The organism is Streptomonospora litoralis (assembly GCF_004323735.1).
GTDB classification, from domain to species: Bacteria; Actinomycetota; Actinomycetes; order Streptosporangiales; family Streptosporangiaceae; genus Streptomonospora; species Streptomonospora litoralis.
On record NZ_CP036455.1, the window covers coordinates 5,292,637 to 5,307,548 of the forward strand.

The window sequence follows — 14,912 nt, forward strand, 5'->3', positions numbered from 1 at the left end:
CCACTGGGCGGCCTTGTGGTCTGCCGAGCGGCGGGCCACCTGGGGGAGAAGCGGCGGCAACGGCCGAGGACGGCCAAGCCCGCGCCCACCGCACCTGGTGCCCGCCGGTGGCGGTGGCCGACGATTGCGGCCCGGCTCCGCTGGGCGGCCTTGTCGGTCTGCCGGGCGGCGGGTGGCCTTGACTGGAAAGCGGCGGCGAGGGTGCCGGACTCGGCGCGGCTTCTCTCAGTGTCGTGAACTATGGCCACGGAATGCGTTTTCCCGCGGCCATAAGTTCACGATAGACGCCGGACGAACCGGCATACCGGACATAGCGGCGCCGGGTCGCCGTCGCACGCGCCACCGCACGCGGACAGGGCCGGTGCCGCCGCCCCGCCGGGTGCTCAACCGGCGAGCACGCGACCCGGTGACCGCGGGCCCAGCCCTTCGCCGCCGTCGCTGCCGCTTTTCCGTCGAGGCCACCCGTCACCCGGCAGACCAGCAAGACCGCCCAGCAGACCCGACCCGCTCTCGTCGGCCACGGCCACCGGCGAGCACCGGGTGTGTCGATCGCGGGCCGGACCCGGCGCCGTCCTCGGTGCCCGTCGTTCTCCGTCAGGCCACCCGTCGCCCGGCAGACCAACAAGGCCACCCAGCGGACCCGCGCCGCTCCCTCCCCCCGGGCACTGCCCGCGGGGCGCCGGTACTGCCGCAACCGGTCAGTACAAGACGTGCTTGCCGCCGTCGATGACAAGCGTCTCGCCGGTGACGGCGTCCATCTCCAGCATCGCGAGCAGCGTGTGGGCCACCTGCTCGGGCTGAGTGGTGGAGCGCAGCGGGATTACCTCGCGCTCCTTGCTGCTGAACTCGGCGAAGCCGTCCTCGCCGCGCAGGTCCGTCTGCCAGCGGGTGGCGACCGTGCCGGGGGCGACCGCGTTCACGCGCACCTCCGGCGCGAGGACGGCCGCCAGCGAGCGGGTGAGCTGCTGCAGCGCAGCCTTGCTGACGCCGTAGGCGATGGAGGAGCCGCCGGCGCGGAAAGCCGAAATCGAGGAGGTGTTCACGATCGCTCCGCCGGCCGCGCGCAGCGGCCGCTCCAGCGCCCGGGCACAGCGGAAGGCGCCGACCACGTTCACGTCGAGGATCTCCCGCCACATGTCGTCGGTGAGGCCGGCCAAGTCGTCCGGCGCCACGGCACGGGTCGTCCCGGCGTTGTTCACCAGCGCGTCGACCCGGCCGAAGCGCTCGACCGCGCTCTTCGCCATGTCCTCGACCTGCTCGGTGTCGGCGACGTCGGCGCGTACCGGGAGCGCGGGCACGTCCCGCGCCTCGATCTCGGCGGCGGTGTCCTCGGCCTCGCCCGCCGAGCGTGCGTAGGTGAGCACCACCCCGGCGGCGCCGCGCCGGGCGGCCTCCAGGCACGCCGCCCGGCCGATGCCGGTTCCTCCGCCGGTCACGACCACCACAGCGCCGTCGATCCGCATCGCGTCCTCCTTGCCGGTTGCCTGTTGCCGGTTTCCGTTCGCCCGTCCGCACGTTCGCCCGTCCGCACGTTCGCCTGCGGTTGTGCGCCCTTCACCGTCGGCCCGCGCGCCGCGCCGGCTATCCCGCGGCCTCACGCACCACCGCCTCGGCGCCGCGCACCTCCAGCGCGCGCAGTGCCTCGGCGACCCCGTCGCCGACGTCGGGGCGCGCGCCCGACTCCCCGGAGAGCCCGGGCATGCGCTCCCGCACCAGATCGACGGCCTCGACCGCGTACCGCACGGCGGCCAGCTCGCGCGCGAACTCCTCGGATGCGGGATCCAACCGCGGCCGCGCGCCGACGGGAGTGCGCAGCAGCCGCACCCACGACGCGATCGCCAGGCACGCCAGGCGCGGCTCGCGGCCCTCGCGCACGTGTTCGGCGGCGGGTGCCACGAGGCGCTGCGGCAGCTTGCCCAAGCCCTGCTGGGCCACCTGGCCCAAACGGTGCTGCAGGTTCGGGTTGCCCAGGCGCACCAGCAACTCCTCGAAGCCGGGCGGCTCGCCGCCCGCGGCGACGGCGCTGGGAGCCAACTCCTGGGTGTAGAGCGCACGCAGGAAGCGGCGCAGGTCGAGGCGGCCCACCGCCTCGGCCATCGTGTGGACGCCCAGCAGCAGTCCCAGGCAGGCGGCCGTTGTCTGCGTCGCGTTGATACAGCGCAGCTTGACCGTCTCGTGGGGCCGGACGTCGTCGGCGAAGCGGGCGCCGACGCGGTCCCAGGCCGGCCGCGGACCGGCGAAGCGGTCCTCGATCACCCACGAGCGGTACTCCTCGCCGACCACGGCGGCCTCGTCGGCCACGCCCAACGCCTCGACCACCCGTTCCAGGTCGGCCGGGGCGGTGGCCGGCACCACCTGGTCGACCACAGTGGAGCAGAACGCGACACGCGCGCCGATCCACTCCAGCAGCGGCGCTTGCTCGCTCTCGGGCAGCATGCGGCAGAAGGAGTCGACGAGCCCGCGCAGCAACCGACCGTTCTGCGGCAGGTTGTCGCAGGAGAGCACGGTCAGCGGCGTGCCGTCGGTGCGGCTGCGCTGCTGCAGGCCGCGCACCAGTTGGCCGACGGCGGTGCGGGGCGCGCGCCCGGCCGCGTCGGCGGCGATTTCGGGGTCCTCGGGCAGCAGTCGCCCGGTGGCGGGGTCGTGCCGGTATCCGCCCTCGGTGACGGTCAGCGAAACGATGCGCGTACCCGGCGCGGCGACGGCGGCCGCCAGTCGCTCTGGCTCGTCGAGCGCGGCCACGGAGTCGGTGATGGCGCCGACCGCGCGCATCCGGTCGGCGCCGTCGGCCGCGCGCTCGGTGACGGTGTAGAGGTGGTCCTGCGCCCGCAGCGCATCGACGACGGACCGCCCCCGCGCCGCGGCGGCGCAGATCCCCCAGTCGCCCGGCTCGGCGGCCATCGCCCGCTGGGTGTAGACGGCCTGGTGCGCCCGGTGGAAGGCGCCCGGTCCCAGGTGCACGATCCCGGTCCGGGTTTCCTGCGGCGGCAGTTCGCGCACCATCTTCTCGGGCAGCAGCGTGCGCGCCGCCCGGCTCAGGCGCGGCCCGGCCGTGGTCATGGTCACCTCCGTGTCGGCTGTGCAATCGGTTCCGGCGGCGTCCCGCGCCGCGGGTACCGCCACGGCGCGGCGGTACCCGCTCGGGCGCCGCCTACTCGGCGGCCGTCTTGCTGCTGCGCCAGGACCCCGAGACGACGCTGGCCTGGTCGGGGTCGAAGGCGGCGATGTCGATCTCCCGCGTCTCCCGGGAGAACACGAACGCGATCAGCGAGACCGCCGCCGTACCGATCATCAGCAGCGCGACCAGCCACGGGTCCCCGCCCGATGCGGCCAGCAGCGCGCTGGCGGCGACCGGCGAGAACCCGGCGACGGCCGCGCCCATCTCGCGGGAGGCGGCGAAGCCGGTGTAGCGCACGCCGGCGCCGAACAGCTCCGCGTAGAACGCCGGCTGGACCGCGATCATCGGCGCCACGCCCAGGGTGGTGGCGATCAGCAGGGCAAGCCAGATGACCAGCGGTTCGCCGGTGTTGAGCATCAGGAAGAACGGGTACGCGAAGGCGGCTGTGAACAGCACGCTGAAGATGTTCAGCGGCCGCCGCCCGATGCGGTCGGAGAGAGCACCGTAGACCGGCTGCAGCAGGATGACCGCGATACCGAAGGCGATGACGCCGGTCAGCGCGACCCAGCGCGGTTGGTCCAGCTGGGTGGTCAGGTACGTGACGCTGAAGGTCGCGTAGATGTAGACGACGGCCGTGTCGCAGATGTGCGCGCCGATGCCGACCAGGAAGCTCCCGGGGTACTTCTTCAGCGCCTGCACCACCGGGACCTTGACGGTGGTCTGGCTCTTCGCCGCCCGCAGGAACACCGGCGACTCGGCGACGCGCAGCCGCAGGTACAGCGACACCGCGATCAGCAGGAAGCTGAGCAGGAACGGGATCCGCCAGCCCCACGACATCAGCTGCTCATCGGGCAGGAAGCCCACGATCAAAAAGACCACCGTGCCCATGACCAGCCCGATCTGCACGCCGGTCTGCGCGAAGGAGCCGAAGAACCCGCGCCGCGCGGGCGGGGCGTGCTCGGAGAGCAGCGTGGAGGCGCCGCCGAACTCGGCCCCCGCGCCCAGGCCCTGGCAGACGCGCAGCAGCGTGAGCAGCACCGGGGCCCAGATTCCGATCTGGGGGTAAGTCGGCAACAGCCCGATGATGCCGGTGGACAGGCCCATCACCAGGGTGGTGATGACCAGGGTGGTGCGCCGCCCGAGGACATCGCCGATGTGGCCGAAGACGAAACCGCCGAGCGGGCGGAACACGAAGCCGACGCCGAAGCTGGCGAAGGCGACGAGGGTGCCGATCGCCGGGTCGGCGTCGGTGAAGAACAGCACGTTGAAGACGAGGGCGGCTGCCGTGCCGTAGATGAAGAAGTCGTACCACTCCAGCGCGGTCCCCACGAGCGAGGCGAGGACGACGCGCCGCATGTGCTGGGGCGACGTAGCGGGGATGTTGTCCGGGGTCGCGGCCCCGTCCTTGTCGGTCATGGCGTTACTCCGTCTCTCCCCCGTTTGCGATCGTGGCCGGGATCAGCTGTCGGATCTGGGGGCGCCCCGGATCGGGGCGCGGCGGGCCGGTCGAGGCGCCCCCCGACCGGCCGCGGCTCACCGGGGGCCGCCCGCTGCCGGGTCGGCGGCGGTGCCGCGCGGTGAGCCCTGCTCGTCGGGACGGCCGGGCACCAACTCTGTCAGCGCGTCCCACACCGAGGCCGGCACCGGGATGCCCGACTCGGCCCGTTCGGCGCGGGCGCGCCGCTCGACGTCGCCGGGCACGAGCACCTCGTCGTGGCCCTCGGCGACGGGCGTGCGGCGCAGTTCGTCGCAGAAGTCCTCGACCTGGGCGCGGAACGCGTCGGCGGGCATGAACCGCGCCGGGTCGATGCCGACGAGGACCGTGCCGTTGCCTCCGTCGTAGCCGGGCAGGCAGGACACGCCGCCTCCGGAGAGGAGGCCGCCGACGGCCTCGATCATCACGCTCAGGCCGTAGCCCTTGTGTCCGGCGAACGGCAGCAGCGCCCCGCCGCCGTAGAAGTCGGCGGGGTCCCGGGAGACGCGGCCCGCGGAATCCATCAGCACCCCTTCGGGCGCCCGCTCGCCGCGGGCGCGGGCCAGGGCCAGTTTGCCCTCGGCGACCGCCGAGGTCGCCCAGTCCATCACAACCGGGCCCTCACCTGCGGGATCGCTGACGGGTCCGCGTGGCAGCGCCCAGGCCAGCGGGTTCGTGCCGAGTCGGCGCTCCCGCCCGCCGAACGGCGCCACCGTGGGATCGACGTTGCACAGCGCGAGCCCGATGATGCCGCCCTCGGCCAGCGACTCGACGTACTCGCCGAGCCGGCCGATGTGGTTGCAGTCGCGGACCGCCGCCACGCCGATGCCGTTGGCGGTCACCGCCGCGGTCAACTCCTGCACAGCCGCGGCCGCGGCCAACTGTCCGAACGAGCGGTTGCCGCGCACGGTGACGACGGCGCCGTCGCGCTCGCCCACTTCGGGCAGCGCGGCGGGATCGATCTGCCCCAGATTCGCCGCACGGGCGTAGATGGGCAGCCGCCGCACGCCGTGCGAGTCGTGGCCGACGAGGTTGGAGTCGACCAGCGAGGCAGCGACCGCGAGCGCGCTGCCGTTCGGCGTCCCCATGTGCCGCAGCACCGCCTCGGCCAGCTCCGTCAGCTCGGCCGGAGGCACCAGCCGCGGCGGCGCCTGATCGTGGGCGTCCGCCCGACCGGAGTCGGCGTCCATCCACGCTGCGCCGCCGGCGCTGTCGGCGCTGCCGGCGCCCTCGGACCGTCCCCCGCTCTGCACTGGCCTGCCATCCCTTCGCTGGGCGATGTGTTCCTGTGTTTCATTTAACGGAATGGCGTTCCATTCCCGTTTCATGAATAATCCCATAGCTGTGAGGAACTGTGAAGGGGGTCACAGCGGACAGCCACCGAAGCGACTTCGGACGGGCGGCGGGTGCGGCGGAAGATGGGGCCGGAGCTTGGGGGGATTGCCCGCCGGCGGCGAGGGGCAAGGGGCGGCGAGGTCGGCGCGGCTTCTCCCGTCTATCGTGAACTTATGGCCACGGAATGCGCTTTCCTGCGGCCATAAGTTCACGATAGACGCCGAAGGAACCGGCATACAGGACATACCGGGGCAGGCCCAGCCATCCGCCGGTCACGACATCACGCCTTCACCACGCCACGGCATCACGCCTTCATGGCGAGCCGATCAGGGAGGAGATCTCCGCCGCCGCGGCCGCGACCTGTTCGCCGCGCCAGGCGGCCGTGCCCTCGGTGGGCACGTGCACCAGCGCCGCGGCGCTGACACCGCCCACGACCGCGCCGGTGTAATCGGCGACCGCGGCGCCCACCGCACCCACTCCGGTCTCGTTCTCCTCGCGGTCCTCGGCGTATCCGCGGGCGCGGACGGTCTCCAGCTCGGCGAGGAGCCGGTCCTCGTCGCAGATGGTGTTGGGCGTGCGGCGCGGCAGGCCGGTGCGCTGGATAAGGGCGTGCACACGGTCGTCGGGCATACGCGCGAGCATCGCCTTGCCGACCGAGGTGCAGTGCAGCCACAGCTGCATGCCCACGCGGGAGGCCAGGTGGTAGGGCTTGGTGCCCTCCAGTTTGGCGGCGTAGACGGCCTCGTCACCGGCGAGCATCGCCAGGTGCACCGTCCACTCGGTGCTCTGCTGCAGGCGCGAGAGCACGGGGTAGGCGTGCTGGGCCAGATCCAGCCGGCGCATGTAGCGCCCGGCCAGCGACAGCACGCGCGGCCCTCCGGTGTAATGCCCCTGGCCGTCGGTGCGCACGAAGTCGCGCGCCACCATCCGCTGCAGAATGCGGTGCACCGTCGGCTTCGGCAACTCGGTGGCCGCGGCTATGTCGGCCAACCGCGACGTGTGCGTCAACGCCTCCAGTACGTCCAGCGTCCGATCGGTCACCGTCTCCTTCTCACGCCCCTCCATACCCCGATTATCCGCACAAAGGGAAGCCGCACGCCGCACCGCCGCGGCGAGCTGCGGCGCCGTCTGCTTCAGGCGTCCGATTCCGCGTCTTCGAGGAGGCCGGCGTCGTGCACCAGCAGAGCGATCTGCACGCGGTTGTTCAGCTGCAGCTTGGCGAGGATGCGCGAGACGTGGGTCTTCACGGTGGGCACGCTGAGGTGGAGCGAGGCGCCGATCTCGGCGTTGGAGCCGCCCTCGCCGACCGCCACGGCGACGTCGCGCTCGCGTCCGTTGAGCGCGCCCAGCCGCTCGCGCGCCCGCTCCCGCCTGCGGTCGCGGCCGCCCGCGCCGGTGGCACGGTCGATCAGGCGGCGGATCACCGAGGGCGACAGGACGGGGCTGCCCCGGGCCACCCGGCGTACGGCATCCACGATCTCCGCCGGCGGGGTGTCCTTCAGCACGAAACCGGCCGCCCCCGCTCCCAGCGCCCGCAGGACGTGCTCGTCGGCGTCGAAGGTAGTGAGAACGACCACCTCGGGGGCCGATTCGCGAGCGCGCAGCGCCTCGGTCGCCGAGAGGCCGTCCACCGCCGGCATCCGGATGTCCATGAGCACCACATCGGGGTGGCCGGTGTCGACGAGGCCGGGCACCTCGGTGCCGTCTCCCGCCTCCCCCACGACCTCCAGGTCGGGGGCGCCGCCGAGCATCATCCTCAGCCCGGCGCGCAGCAGCGGGTCGTCGTCGACGATCAGGACGCGGATCGGTGAGGCAGCGGGCGCCGTCATGCCCGACAGCTTAGATCGGCGGACGGGACGGATGCGCGGTAGCGGCCGGCCGCATCGGCGCCCGGCACCTCCTTCACGCACCCCCCTTTCCGGAATATAGTTGAATATTCAACGGTTGCCGTACTCGAACGCAGCACCGCACGCGAGGAAAGGCCGATCATGGATGTGCGCCCGGTGGGGATCCACCACGTCACCGCCATCGCCAGCGACCCGCAGGCCAACGCCGACTTCTACCTGAACGCCCTGGGCATGCGACTGGTCAAGAAGACCGTCAACTTCGACGCCCCGGACACCTACCACCTCTACTACGGCGACCGAGCGGGCAACCCCGGCACCGTCATGACGTTCTTCCCCTGGCCGGGCGCGCCCAAGGGCCGACTGGGCGCCGGACAGGCCACGACCACGTCCTTCTCCGTGCCCGAGGGCTCGCTGGGCTGGTGGCGGGACCACCTCGCGTCGCTCGGCGTGGAGGCAACCCGGCCCGTCGAGCGGCTCGGGGAGGACGTGCTGAGCCTGCGAGACCCCGACGGCCTCGTCATCGAGCTTGTGGCCAGCGCCGACTACCACGACACCGAGCCCTGGGACGGCGGCGGCATCCCGTTCGAGCACGCCATCCGCGGCATCCGCGCCGTCACCCTGACCGAGCACGACCTGGACCGCACCGCCGGCATGCTCAGCGGGCGGCTCGGCTTCGAACTGGCCGCAGAACTGGGCAACCGCTACCGGTTCCACACCGATGAGGCCGCGACGGGCGTGGGCAGCGTCGTCGACGTGCTGGCCGATCCCAAGGCCCGCGACGGCCTCGTGGCCGCCGGCACCGTGCACCACGTCGCCTACCGCGCCCCCGACCAGCCCACGCAGATCGGCTGGCAGCAGCGCCTGGCCGGCGACGGCGTCGGTGTCACCGAGATCCGCGACCGCTCCTACTTCACCTCGATCTACTTCCGCGAGCCCGGCGGCGTCCTGCTGGAGATCGCCACCGACGGCCCCGGCTTCGACTACGACGAGCCTTTGCTGCAGCTGGGCCGTGCACTGAAGCTTCCGCCGTGGCTGGAGCCGCAGCGGTCGGTGATCGAGCGGCACCTGCCCGAACTGGTCGTCGGCGAGCACGACGGCGCCGGCGCACCCACCGCGGTCGCCCCGACCGCCGAGGAGGGCGGGCAGTGAGCGCGGCCGCCGACTTCCACCACGTCTACGTCCAAGCGGAGGAGCCGGGGCGGCCGACCCTGCTCCTGCTCCACGGCACCGGGGCCGACGAACACGATCTGCTCGGCCTCGGGCGCGCCCTCGCGCCCGGTGCGGCGCTGCTCTCGCCGCGGGGAAAGGTCGACGAGCACGGCGCCAACCGCTGGTTCCGGCGCCTGCGCGAGGGCGTCTACGACGTCGACGACGTCATCGCGCGCTCCAGTGAGCTGACCGGCTTCATCGGGGCGGCCACTGCCGAGTACGGGCTCGACCCGCGCGGCGTCGTCGCCGTGGGGTTCTCCAACGGCGCCAACATCGCCGCGGCGACGCTGCTGCTGCACCCCGGCGCGCTGGCCGGGGCCGCCCTGTTCGCCTCGGCGGCGCCGCTGCAGGACCGCGAGCCCGACCGCGTGGACCTCTCGGGGACGCCGGTGTTCCTGGGTGCCGGCCGCACCGACCCCATTACCACCGTGGAGGAGGCGCGGCTGCTGGCCCGCCAGTTGCGCGAGCGCGGCGCCGACGTGCGGATGCACGAGCACCCCGGCGGCCACGCGCTGCCCGCCCCCGTGCTCGCCGACGCCCGCGACTGGCTGGCCGCGAGCGGGCTCTCCGGCGCGCCCGCTGACGGCGGCGCCGACGGGCCTTCGTCCGCCGAGTCGGGCGGGTGAGCACTGCGTGAGTACGATGGCGCGCATGGACGACGAGGAGGTGCGCTGGCTCGACGCCGAAGAGAACTCGATGTGGCGCAGCCTGCTCACCGCCCAGTCGCGGATCGAGGAGGTACTCGACCACGACCTGCAGTCCCGCCACGGGCTGAGCCTGGTCGAGTTCGGCATCCTGGTCACGCTTTCGGAGTCGCCCGCTATGCGGATGCGGATGCGCGTACTCGCCGACAGCGTGATCGTCTCCAAAAGCCGCCTGTCCCATCAGATCGCCCGCTTGGAGCGCACCGGGCACGTGCGCCGCGAGGTCTGCGAGGAGGACCGCCGCGGCTCGTGGGCGGTCCTCACCGACTCCGGGCTGGAGTTGCTGCGGACCGCCGCGGTTTCGCACGTCACCCGGGTCCGCGAGCGCGTCTTCGACCGGCTCACCCGCGAACAGGTGCGCGAACTGGGCGCCATCATGCGGGTCCTGGAGCCCGGGAGCGGCGCCATGGGGTGAGCCGGGGCGGGGCGGCGGCGTGCGAGTGGTCCTCGCAGGTTTTCCGGTCAGCCGGGCGGCCGACCGTTCGCGCCGCACGCGGAGCCGGTCGCCCGATCGGCGCTCAGGGCCGCCGCCCCACGAACGCCAGCATCCGGTCCTGCTCGGAGGCGGACTCGGGCACCTCGACCTCCGGGCCGCAGACCCCTTCCATGCGCAGGTTGTCGCCCAGCCCGCGCGCCATCTCGAAGGTGCGTTCCACCTCGTCCGCGGGCAGGGTCTCGTCCTGCCCCGTGGCGCGGGCGAGGTCCCAGGAGTGCACGACAAGGTCGAAGGCGAGGAATTGGTCGACGGTGCTGCCCACGCTGATCCGGCCGAAGTAGCCGTCGTACTCCGCAGCCGCCTTGGCGGGGTCGTTCAGCACTTCCTGCAGCGCGGCGCGCGCCTCGTGCCAGGCGGCCACGGGGGCGTCGTCGACGGACTCGGTCAGCTCCAGTTTCATCCCGGCGTGCGACGGCATCGCCGTATGGTTGTCGATCATGTGGCGCAGCACGTCGCGCGCGGTCCAACCGGCGCACGGTGACGGCGATTCCCACCGGTCGGCCGGCACCCCCTCGACCCGGCGGGTGAACTCAGCGGCCAGCTTGCGATAGTGCTCTGGGATGCTCTCGGTATCCATGCCCACTAGCCTGCCACCTGCGGTTCCGAGCCGTCGTGTACGGATCGGACACGGGGCCGATCCCGGCGCCGAGGGCCGCCGCCGGCTCGGCCGCTGCGGCGGCGCGCCGCCGCAGCGGGCGGCCGATGAGCTCGTGCGGGCCGGCGCCGCCGATCTCCCGGCACTCGCGGTAGAGGTGCGGCTGGTCGGTGAACCCGGCGGTGTGGGCGAGGCCCGCGATGTCGGCGGGCGCGGCCGGGTGCCGGGCCAGGCGCAGGAACCGCTGCAGACGCAGGATGCGGCGCAGCGTAGAGGGGCCGTAGCCGAAAGCGGCGGCGCAGCGCCGGTGCAGCTGGCGCTCGCTCAGCCCGGTCTCGGCGGCGATGGCGGCGACCGGTGTCGCGGGATCGGCGGTCAGCATGCCCGCCGCCGCGGCCGCGACCGTGTCGGTCGGCGGTGCGCTGCGGAGCCGTCCGCGCACCAGGTCCTCCAGCACGGCCACGCGCTCCTGCGCACCGCCGGCCGCGTCGAGCCGTTCCAGCAGGCTGCGCTGCGTATACGAGCCCAGGACGTCTTCGAGCGGCACCCGGCGCTCCCGGGCATCGGCGGTGTCCATGCCCAGCACCGAACCGGCCCGGCCCGGACGGAACCGCACGCCCGCCGCGGCGGTGCCCGGGGGCAGCGTGAAGGTCCACCCGGTGGTCTCCGGGCCGCAGACGACAAGCCGGCCGTTGTCGATCCACAGCAGGTCGACACAGCCGTCGGGCACCAGCCGGTGAAGGCCGCTGATGTGCGCGGTCCAGCTCAGCACCAGGTCGTCGGCCAAGTCCGGGGCGACGGCGGCGGGCGTGTACCAGGTCATGACTCCCCCTCGGATGCGGCCGCCGACGGTCCGCACCTGCGGCGCGGCGCGAGTCGGGTCCGGTCCGGTCCGGATTCCACTCTAGAGCCCGGCTGAGACATCGGCCCGGGCGCCGCGGCACCGCCCCGGCAACCACGGGGCCCGGGAGGCCGCGCAAGGCCGGGGCCGGGTACGCGGCCCGGTGCCCGATGGCGCAGACTGTCGGGGTGCCGCCCGGGCGCGCAGGGACGCGCCCGCGGAAAGCGTTGCGCCTACGAGGAAAGCGAAGGGCCGATGGCTGGGACGATCGGCGCCGAGTCCGCAGCAGCACCGGATCCCGCGCCGGAGGAGCCGCGGCTGCTGGCTGTCAGCGACCTGCACGTGTCGCACAGCGGCAACCGCGAGGTGCTGGAGGGGCTGTACCCCCACACCGCCGACGACTGGCTGATCGTGGCCGGGGACGTGGCCGAGACGCCCGCGGCCGTCGAGTCGGCGCTGTCCCTGCTGCGTGGACGGTTCGCCGAGGTGCTGTGGGTTCCGGGCAACCACGAACTGTGGACCACTCCCCGCGACCCGTCGCAGCTGCGGGGCGCGGAACGCTACGCACAGCTTGTGGACATCTGCCGCGGCATGGGGGTGCACACCCCCGAGGACCCCTACCCGGTGTGGCGGGGCACCGGCGGTCCGGTCACCGTGGCTCCGCTGTTCACGCTCTACGACTACACCTTCCACTCGCCCGGCACGTCCTCCAAGGAGGAGGGCCTGGCCTATGCGCGCAGTACGGGCGTGGTGTGCACCGACGAGTTCATGCTGCACCCCGACCCCTATCCCAGCCTGGACGAGTGGTGCCGGGCCCGCCTGGAGTACAGCGAGCGCCGTCTGTCCTCCGTCACGGGACCGACCGTGCTGGTCAACCACTACCCGCTGGTCCGCGAACCCACCGACGTCCTCTACTACCCGGAGTTCGCCCAGTGGTGCGGGAGCGTGCACACCGCCGACTGGCATACGAGGTTCGACGCCGCCGCCGTCGTCTACGGGCACCTGCACATCCCGCGGGTCACCCACCATGACGGCGTCCGGTTCCAGGAGGTTTCGGTGGGCTACCCGCGCGAGTGGAAGCGCCGCCCCGTCCCCGACAACCGCCTATACCAGGTGCTGCCCGCCCCGCTGGAGTACTGAACCTCCCCCGCCCCGGCACACACCCGTATCGGCGGTGCGGTCCGAGGGCCGCTACCGGCTGATGCCCGAGATCATCGCGGCCCTGCGCGACTTCGCCAACCCCTTCTCCATCCTCACCAAAGGCCGCCTCATCCTGCGCGACCTCGACCTGCTGGAGGAGGCCGCACGGGTTACCGAGGTCGGGCTGGCGGTCTCGGTCGGCTCGCTCGACGAAGAGGTGCGGCGTTCGGCCGAACCCGGCACGCCCCGCCCCGAGAGCCGCCTGGACGTCGTCCGGCGCTGCGCGGAACGCGGCCTGCGGTGCTCGGTGCTGATGGCCCCGATCCTGCCGGGGCTGACCGACTCCCCGGAACAGATCGAATCCACCGTCGCCGCCATCGCCGACTCCGGTGCCGCGAGCGTCACCCCGATCATGCTGCACCTGCGCCCCGGCGCCCGCGAGTGGTACCTGCAGTGGCTCGCCCGCGAACACCCGCATCTGGTGCCGCGCTACCGCGAGCTCTACCGCCGCGGCGCCTACGCCCCCAAGCCCTACCGCGACCTGGTCTCCTCCCGCGTCCACGACGCGGCCCGCCGCCACCGCCTCGTCGGCCCCGGCGACGGCTCCTCACGACACCGCCCCACATCGGACGAACCCGCAGCAGCCGACGCGGCCACCCCTGACGCGAACGGTGAACAGCTCACCCTCATGTAGTCGGTGTTTCGGCCCCGCCTGCCAGGCGGGTGCCTGCGAATACGCCGACTGGACTGGGCCGGAGCGGCCGGCGGCGGTGGGAAGGGCGCGCTGATCCCACCGCCGCGCTCCGGCGGAACGCGGTGCGGGCACGGTCCGCCGGCGCGACGGCGGTCGCCGGGGTCCCGGCGGCGGCGCCTGCGACTCGCCCTCGGCGGGAGGCTCCCTTGGAGCTCCGGCCCGCTGTTGCCGCGACTGCCGTGTCACCTCAGTAGGGGCAGGCGGCCGACGATCTTGTCGACCTTGTTGCGCGGTCCGACCAGCGCGACGCCGTGGTAGCCGATGTCGTCGGGTCCGGTGTCGGCCAAGGTGTCCAGGTAGCCGCCGTACACGCGGCAGACCTGGGCCAGCGACGGCATGTCCACCAGGAGCAGCCCCGCCTTGCCGGCGGCTTTGTCGCGGATGCGGCGCACCGCCTCCGCATCGCCCCCCAGGACCGTGCAGCCGGTCCAGGGCAGCCCGCGGTGCACGGAGCCGGAGGCGTCGGCGCCGCCGGGGCCGATCAGCAGCGGCGCCTCCCGGCCGACGGCGGCGGCCAGGCAGCCCGCGGTGTTGGCGACGAGCCCCGGCTCCAGGTTCCGGTCGATCACCATCACCCATTTCACCGAGACGTCGCGGGTCGGCCGGTCGATGTCGACGTCGTCGGGGTCGATCTCGAAGGAACCCGCCGGGGCGGGGTCGGGGCGGGTGAGCTGGTCGGTCATACGTCTTCCTCGGCGTCGGGCGCCTCGGCGGAGTTTCCCGCCTAGGCGCGTTCTCTGTTCGACGTACGCGTACTGTGGCTGAAGCTAGCCATACATACGAGCTTGGGAAAGCCGATCCGAACTTCGTTCGCCGAAGGGGCGGAATTCGTGGAGTTGGACGAACTCGACCGCGCGATTCTGCGAGAGCTGCAGAAGGATGCACGGCGCACCAACCGCGACCTGGCCGCGGCGGTCGGCGTGGCGCCGTCCACGTCGCTGGAGCGGGTGCGGTCGCTGCGGGAGCGGGGGGTGTTGCGCGGCTACCGCGCCGAGGTGGACCTGGAGGCGATCGGACGCGGCATCCAGGCGATGATCTCGGTGCGGATCCGCCCGCCGTCGCGGCGCAACATCGAGGCGTTCCGCGAGTGGGCGGCGCGGCTCCCCGACACCGTGGGCGTGTTCGTGACCTCGGGAAACAAGGACTTCCTGCTGCATGTGGCCGTTCCCGACACGGACGGCCTCTACGCGTTCGTCATCGACCGGCTGACCGAGCGCCCGGAGGTCGCCGACGTCGAGACGAGCGTCGTCTACGAGCACGTCCGCGCACCGGCGATCGAGCCGGTCCGGCCGCCACGTCCCCACACCGGCGACCGCGGCCGCGGCAGCCGCCCCGGATGAACCGTTCGGGCCCGCGGAACGTTCGGCCGAGCCCGATAGCGTCGGCGGCGCGTAGGCGG

General features: G+C 73.1%; 15 protein-coding genes. 6 read left to right on the forward strand and 9 right to left on the reverse strand.

Annotated features, from left to right (window positions below):
* Positions 1 to 698: 698 nt before the first annotated feature.
* The 6 genes from EKD16_RS22545 to EKD16_RS22570 form a co-directional block, all read right to left on the reverse strand.
* Complete coding sequence (locus EKD16_RS22545; RefSeq protein ID WP_131101188.1) at positions 699 to 1,463, reverse strand: SDR family NAD(P)-dependent oxidoreductase; 765 nt, start codon at positions 1,461 to 1,463, stop codon at positions 699 to 701.
* Positions 1,464 to 1,581: 118 nt separating this feature from the next.
* Positions 1,582 to 3,060 carry a mannitol dehydrogenase family protein gene (locus EKD16_RS22550; protein WP_131101190.1) on the reverse strand — a complete coding sequence of 493 codons (1,479 nt, stop codon included), beginning with the start codon at positions 3,058 to 3,060 and terminating at the stop codon, positions 1,582 to 1,584.
* Positions 3,061 to 3,151: 91 nt separating this feature from the next.
* Positions 3,152 to 4,534, reverse strand: coding sequence for an MFS transporter (locus tag EKD16_RS22555; RefSeq protein ID WP_131101192.1), 1,383 nt, complete (start codon positions 4,532 to 4,534; stop codon positions 3,152 to 3,154).
* A gap of 117 nt (positions 4,535 to 4,651) precedes the next feature.
* The gene (locus EKD16_RS22560; protein ID WP_165498639.1) at positions 4,652 to 5,845 is read right to left on the reverse strand and encodes an Ldh family oxidoreductase; all 1,194 of its coding nucleotides are present in this window, start codon (positions 5,843 to 5,845) and stop codon (positions 4,652 to 4,654) included.
* Between the two features lie 394 nt (positions 5,846 to 6,239).
* Complete coding sequence (locus EKD16_RS22565; RefSeq protein WP_131101196.1) at positions 6,240 to 6,992, reverse strand: IclR family transcriptional regulator; 753 nt, start codon at positions 6,990 to 6,992, stop codon at positions 6,240 to 6,242.
* Positions 6,993 to 7,060: 68 nt separating this feature from the next.
* Positions 7,061 to 7,756: a response regulator transcription factor gene (locus EKD16_RS22570; RefSeq protein WP_131101198.1), complete on the reverse strand. Its 696-nt coding sequence runs from the start codon at positions 7,754 to 7,756 to the stop codon at positions 7,061 to 7,063.
* A 159-nt stretch (positions 7,757 to 7,915) separates the two neighbouring features.
* Between EKD16_RS22570 and EKD16_RS22575 the strand changes: the two genes are divergently transcribed.
* Genes EKD16_RS22575 through EKD16_RS22585 form a run of 3 tightly spaced genes read left to right on the forward strand, consistent with a single transcriptional unit; the run spans position 7,916 to position 10,102 of the window.
* On the forward strand, positions 7,916 to 8,923 hold the full coding sequence (locus EKD16_RS22575) for a ring-cleaving dioxygenase (protein ID WP_131101200.1): 1,008 nt from the start codon (positions 7,916 to 7,918) through the stop codon (positions 8,921 to 8,923).
* Positions 8,920 to 9,609, forward strand: coding sequence for an alpha/beta hydrolase (locus EKD16_RS22580; RefSeq protein WP_131101202.1), 690 nt, complete (start codon positions 8,920 to 8,922; stop codon positions 9,607 to 9,609). Before EKD16_RS22575 ends, EKD16_RS22580 begins: the two co-directional genes overlap by 4 nt.
* Positions 9,610 to 9,625: 16 nt before the next feature.
* The gene (locus EKD16_RS22585) at positions 9,626 to 10,102 is read left to right on the forward strand and encodes a MarR family winged helix-turn-helix transcriptional regulator (RefSeq protein ID WP_131102875.1); all 477 of its coding nucleotides are present in this window, start codon (positions 9,626 to 9,628) and stop codon (positions 10,100 to 10,102) included.
* Positions 10,103 to 10,205: 103 nt separating this feature from the next.
* Here the strand turns inward: EKD16_RS22585 and EKD16_RS22590 are convergent, their stop codons facing one another.
* Together EKD16_RS22590 and EKD16_RS22595 are read right to left on the reverse strand one after the other, a co-directional pair.
* The gene (locus EKD16_RS22590; protein ID WP_131101204.1) at positions 10,206 to 10,760 is read right to left on the reverse strand and encodes a TIGR03086 family metal-binding protein; all 555 of its coding nucleotides are present in this window, start codon (positions 10,758 to 10,760) and stop codon (positions 10,206 to 10,208) included.
* On the reverse strand, positions 10,714 to 11,601 hold the full coding sequence (locus EKD16_RS22595; RefSeq protein WP_131101206.1) for a helix-turn-helix transcriptional regulator: 888 nt from the start codon (positions 11,599 to 11,601) through the stop codon (positions 10,714 to 10,716). Before EKD16_RS22595 ends, EKD16_RS22590 begins: the two co-directional genes overlap by 47 nt.
* Before the next feature lie 273 nt (positions 11,602 to 11,874).
* Between EKD16_RS22595 and EKD16_RS22600 the strand changes: the two genes are divergently transcribed.
* Complete coding sequence (locus tag EKD16_RS22600) at positions 11,875 to 12,759, forward strand: metallophosphoesterase family protein (RefSeq protein WP_131101208.1); 885 nt, start codon at positions 11,875 to 11,877, stop codon at positions 12,757 to 12,759.
* 34 nt (positions 12,760 to 12,793) lie between these two features.
* A complete protein-coding gene (locus EKD16_RS22605; protein WP_394347292.1) occupies positions 12,794 to 13,453 on the forward strand; it encodes a radical SAM protein in 660 nt (219 codons plus the stop codon).
* Positions 13,454 to 13,695: 242 nt separating this feature from the next.
* On the opposite strand, the gene EKD16_RS22610 is transcribed toward EKD16_RS22605, so the two are convergent.
* On the reverse strand, positions 13,696 to 14,196 hold the full coding sequence (locus EKD16_RS22610) for a DUF2000 domain-containing protein (RefSeq protein ID WP_131101210.1): 501 nt from the start codon (positions 14,194 to 14,196) through the stop codon (positions 13,696 to 13,698).
* Between the two features lie 102 nt (positions 14,197 to 14,298).
* On the opposite strand from EKD16_RS22610, the gene EKD16_RS22615 reads away from it, so the two are divergent.
* On the forward strand, positions 14,299 to 14,853 hold the full coding sequence (locus tag EKD16_RS22615) for an Lrp/AsnC family transcriptional regulator (RefSeq protein WP_242677127.1): 555 nt from the start codon (positions 14,299 to 14,301) through the stop codon (positions 14,851 to 14,853).
* Positions 14,854 to 14,912: the final 59 nt, after the last annotated feature.

Excerpts from the sequence above, each read along its gene's own strand:
- EKD16_RS22575 (WP_131101200.1), top strand. The coding sequence starts at position 7,916 with ATGGATGTGCGCCCGGTGGGGATCCACCACGTCACCGCCATCGCCAGC.
- EKD16_RS22545 (WP_131101188.1), bottom strand. The coding sequence starts at position 1,463 with ATGCGGATCGACGGCGCTGTGGTGGTCGTGACCGGCGGAGGAACCGGC.
- EKD16_RS22590 (WP_131101204.1), bottom strand. The coding sequence starts at position 10,760 with ATGGATACCGAGAGCATCCCAGAGCACTATCGCAAGCTGGCCGCTGAG.
- EKD16_RS22610 (WP_131101210.1), bottom strand. The coding sequence starts at position 14,196 with ATGACCGACCAGCTCACCCGCCCCGACCCCGCCCCGGCGGGTTCCTTC.
- EKD16_RS22600 (WP_131101208.1), top strand. The coding sequence starts at position 11,875 with ATGGCTGGGACGATCGGCGCCGAGTCCGCAGCAGCACCGGATCCCGCG.
- EKD16_RS22585 (WP_131102875.1), top strand. The coding sequence starts at position 9,626 with ATGGCGCGCATGGACGACGAGGAGGTGCGCTGGCTCGACGCCGAAGAG.
- EKD16_RS22565 (WP_131101196.1), bottom strand. The coding sequence starts at position 6,992 with ATGGAGGGGCGTGAGAAGGAGACGGTGACCGATCGGACGCTGGACGTA.
- EKD16_RS22555 (WP_131101192.1), bottom strand. The coding sequence starts at position 4,534 with ATGACCGACAAGGACGGGGCCGCGACCCCGGACAACATCCCCGCTACG.
- EKD16_RS22570 (WP_131101198.1), bottom strand. The coding sequence starts at position 7,756 with ATGACGGCGCCCGCTGCCTCACCGATCCGCGTCCTGATCGTCGACGAC.
- EKD16_RS22550 (WP_131101190.1), bottom strand. The coding sequence starts at position 3,060 with ATGACCACGGCCGGGCCGCGCCTGAGCCGGGCGGCGCGCACGCTGCTG.
- EKD16_RS22595 (WP_131101206.1), bottom strand. The coding sequence starts at position 11,601 with ATGACCTGGTACACGCCCGCCGCCGTCGCCCCGGACTTGGCCGACGAC.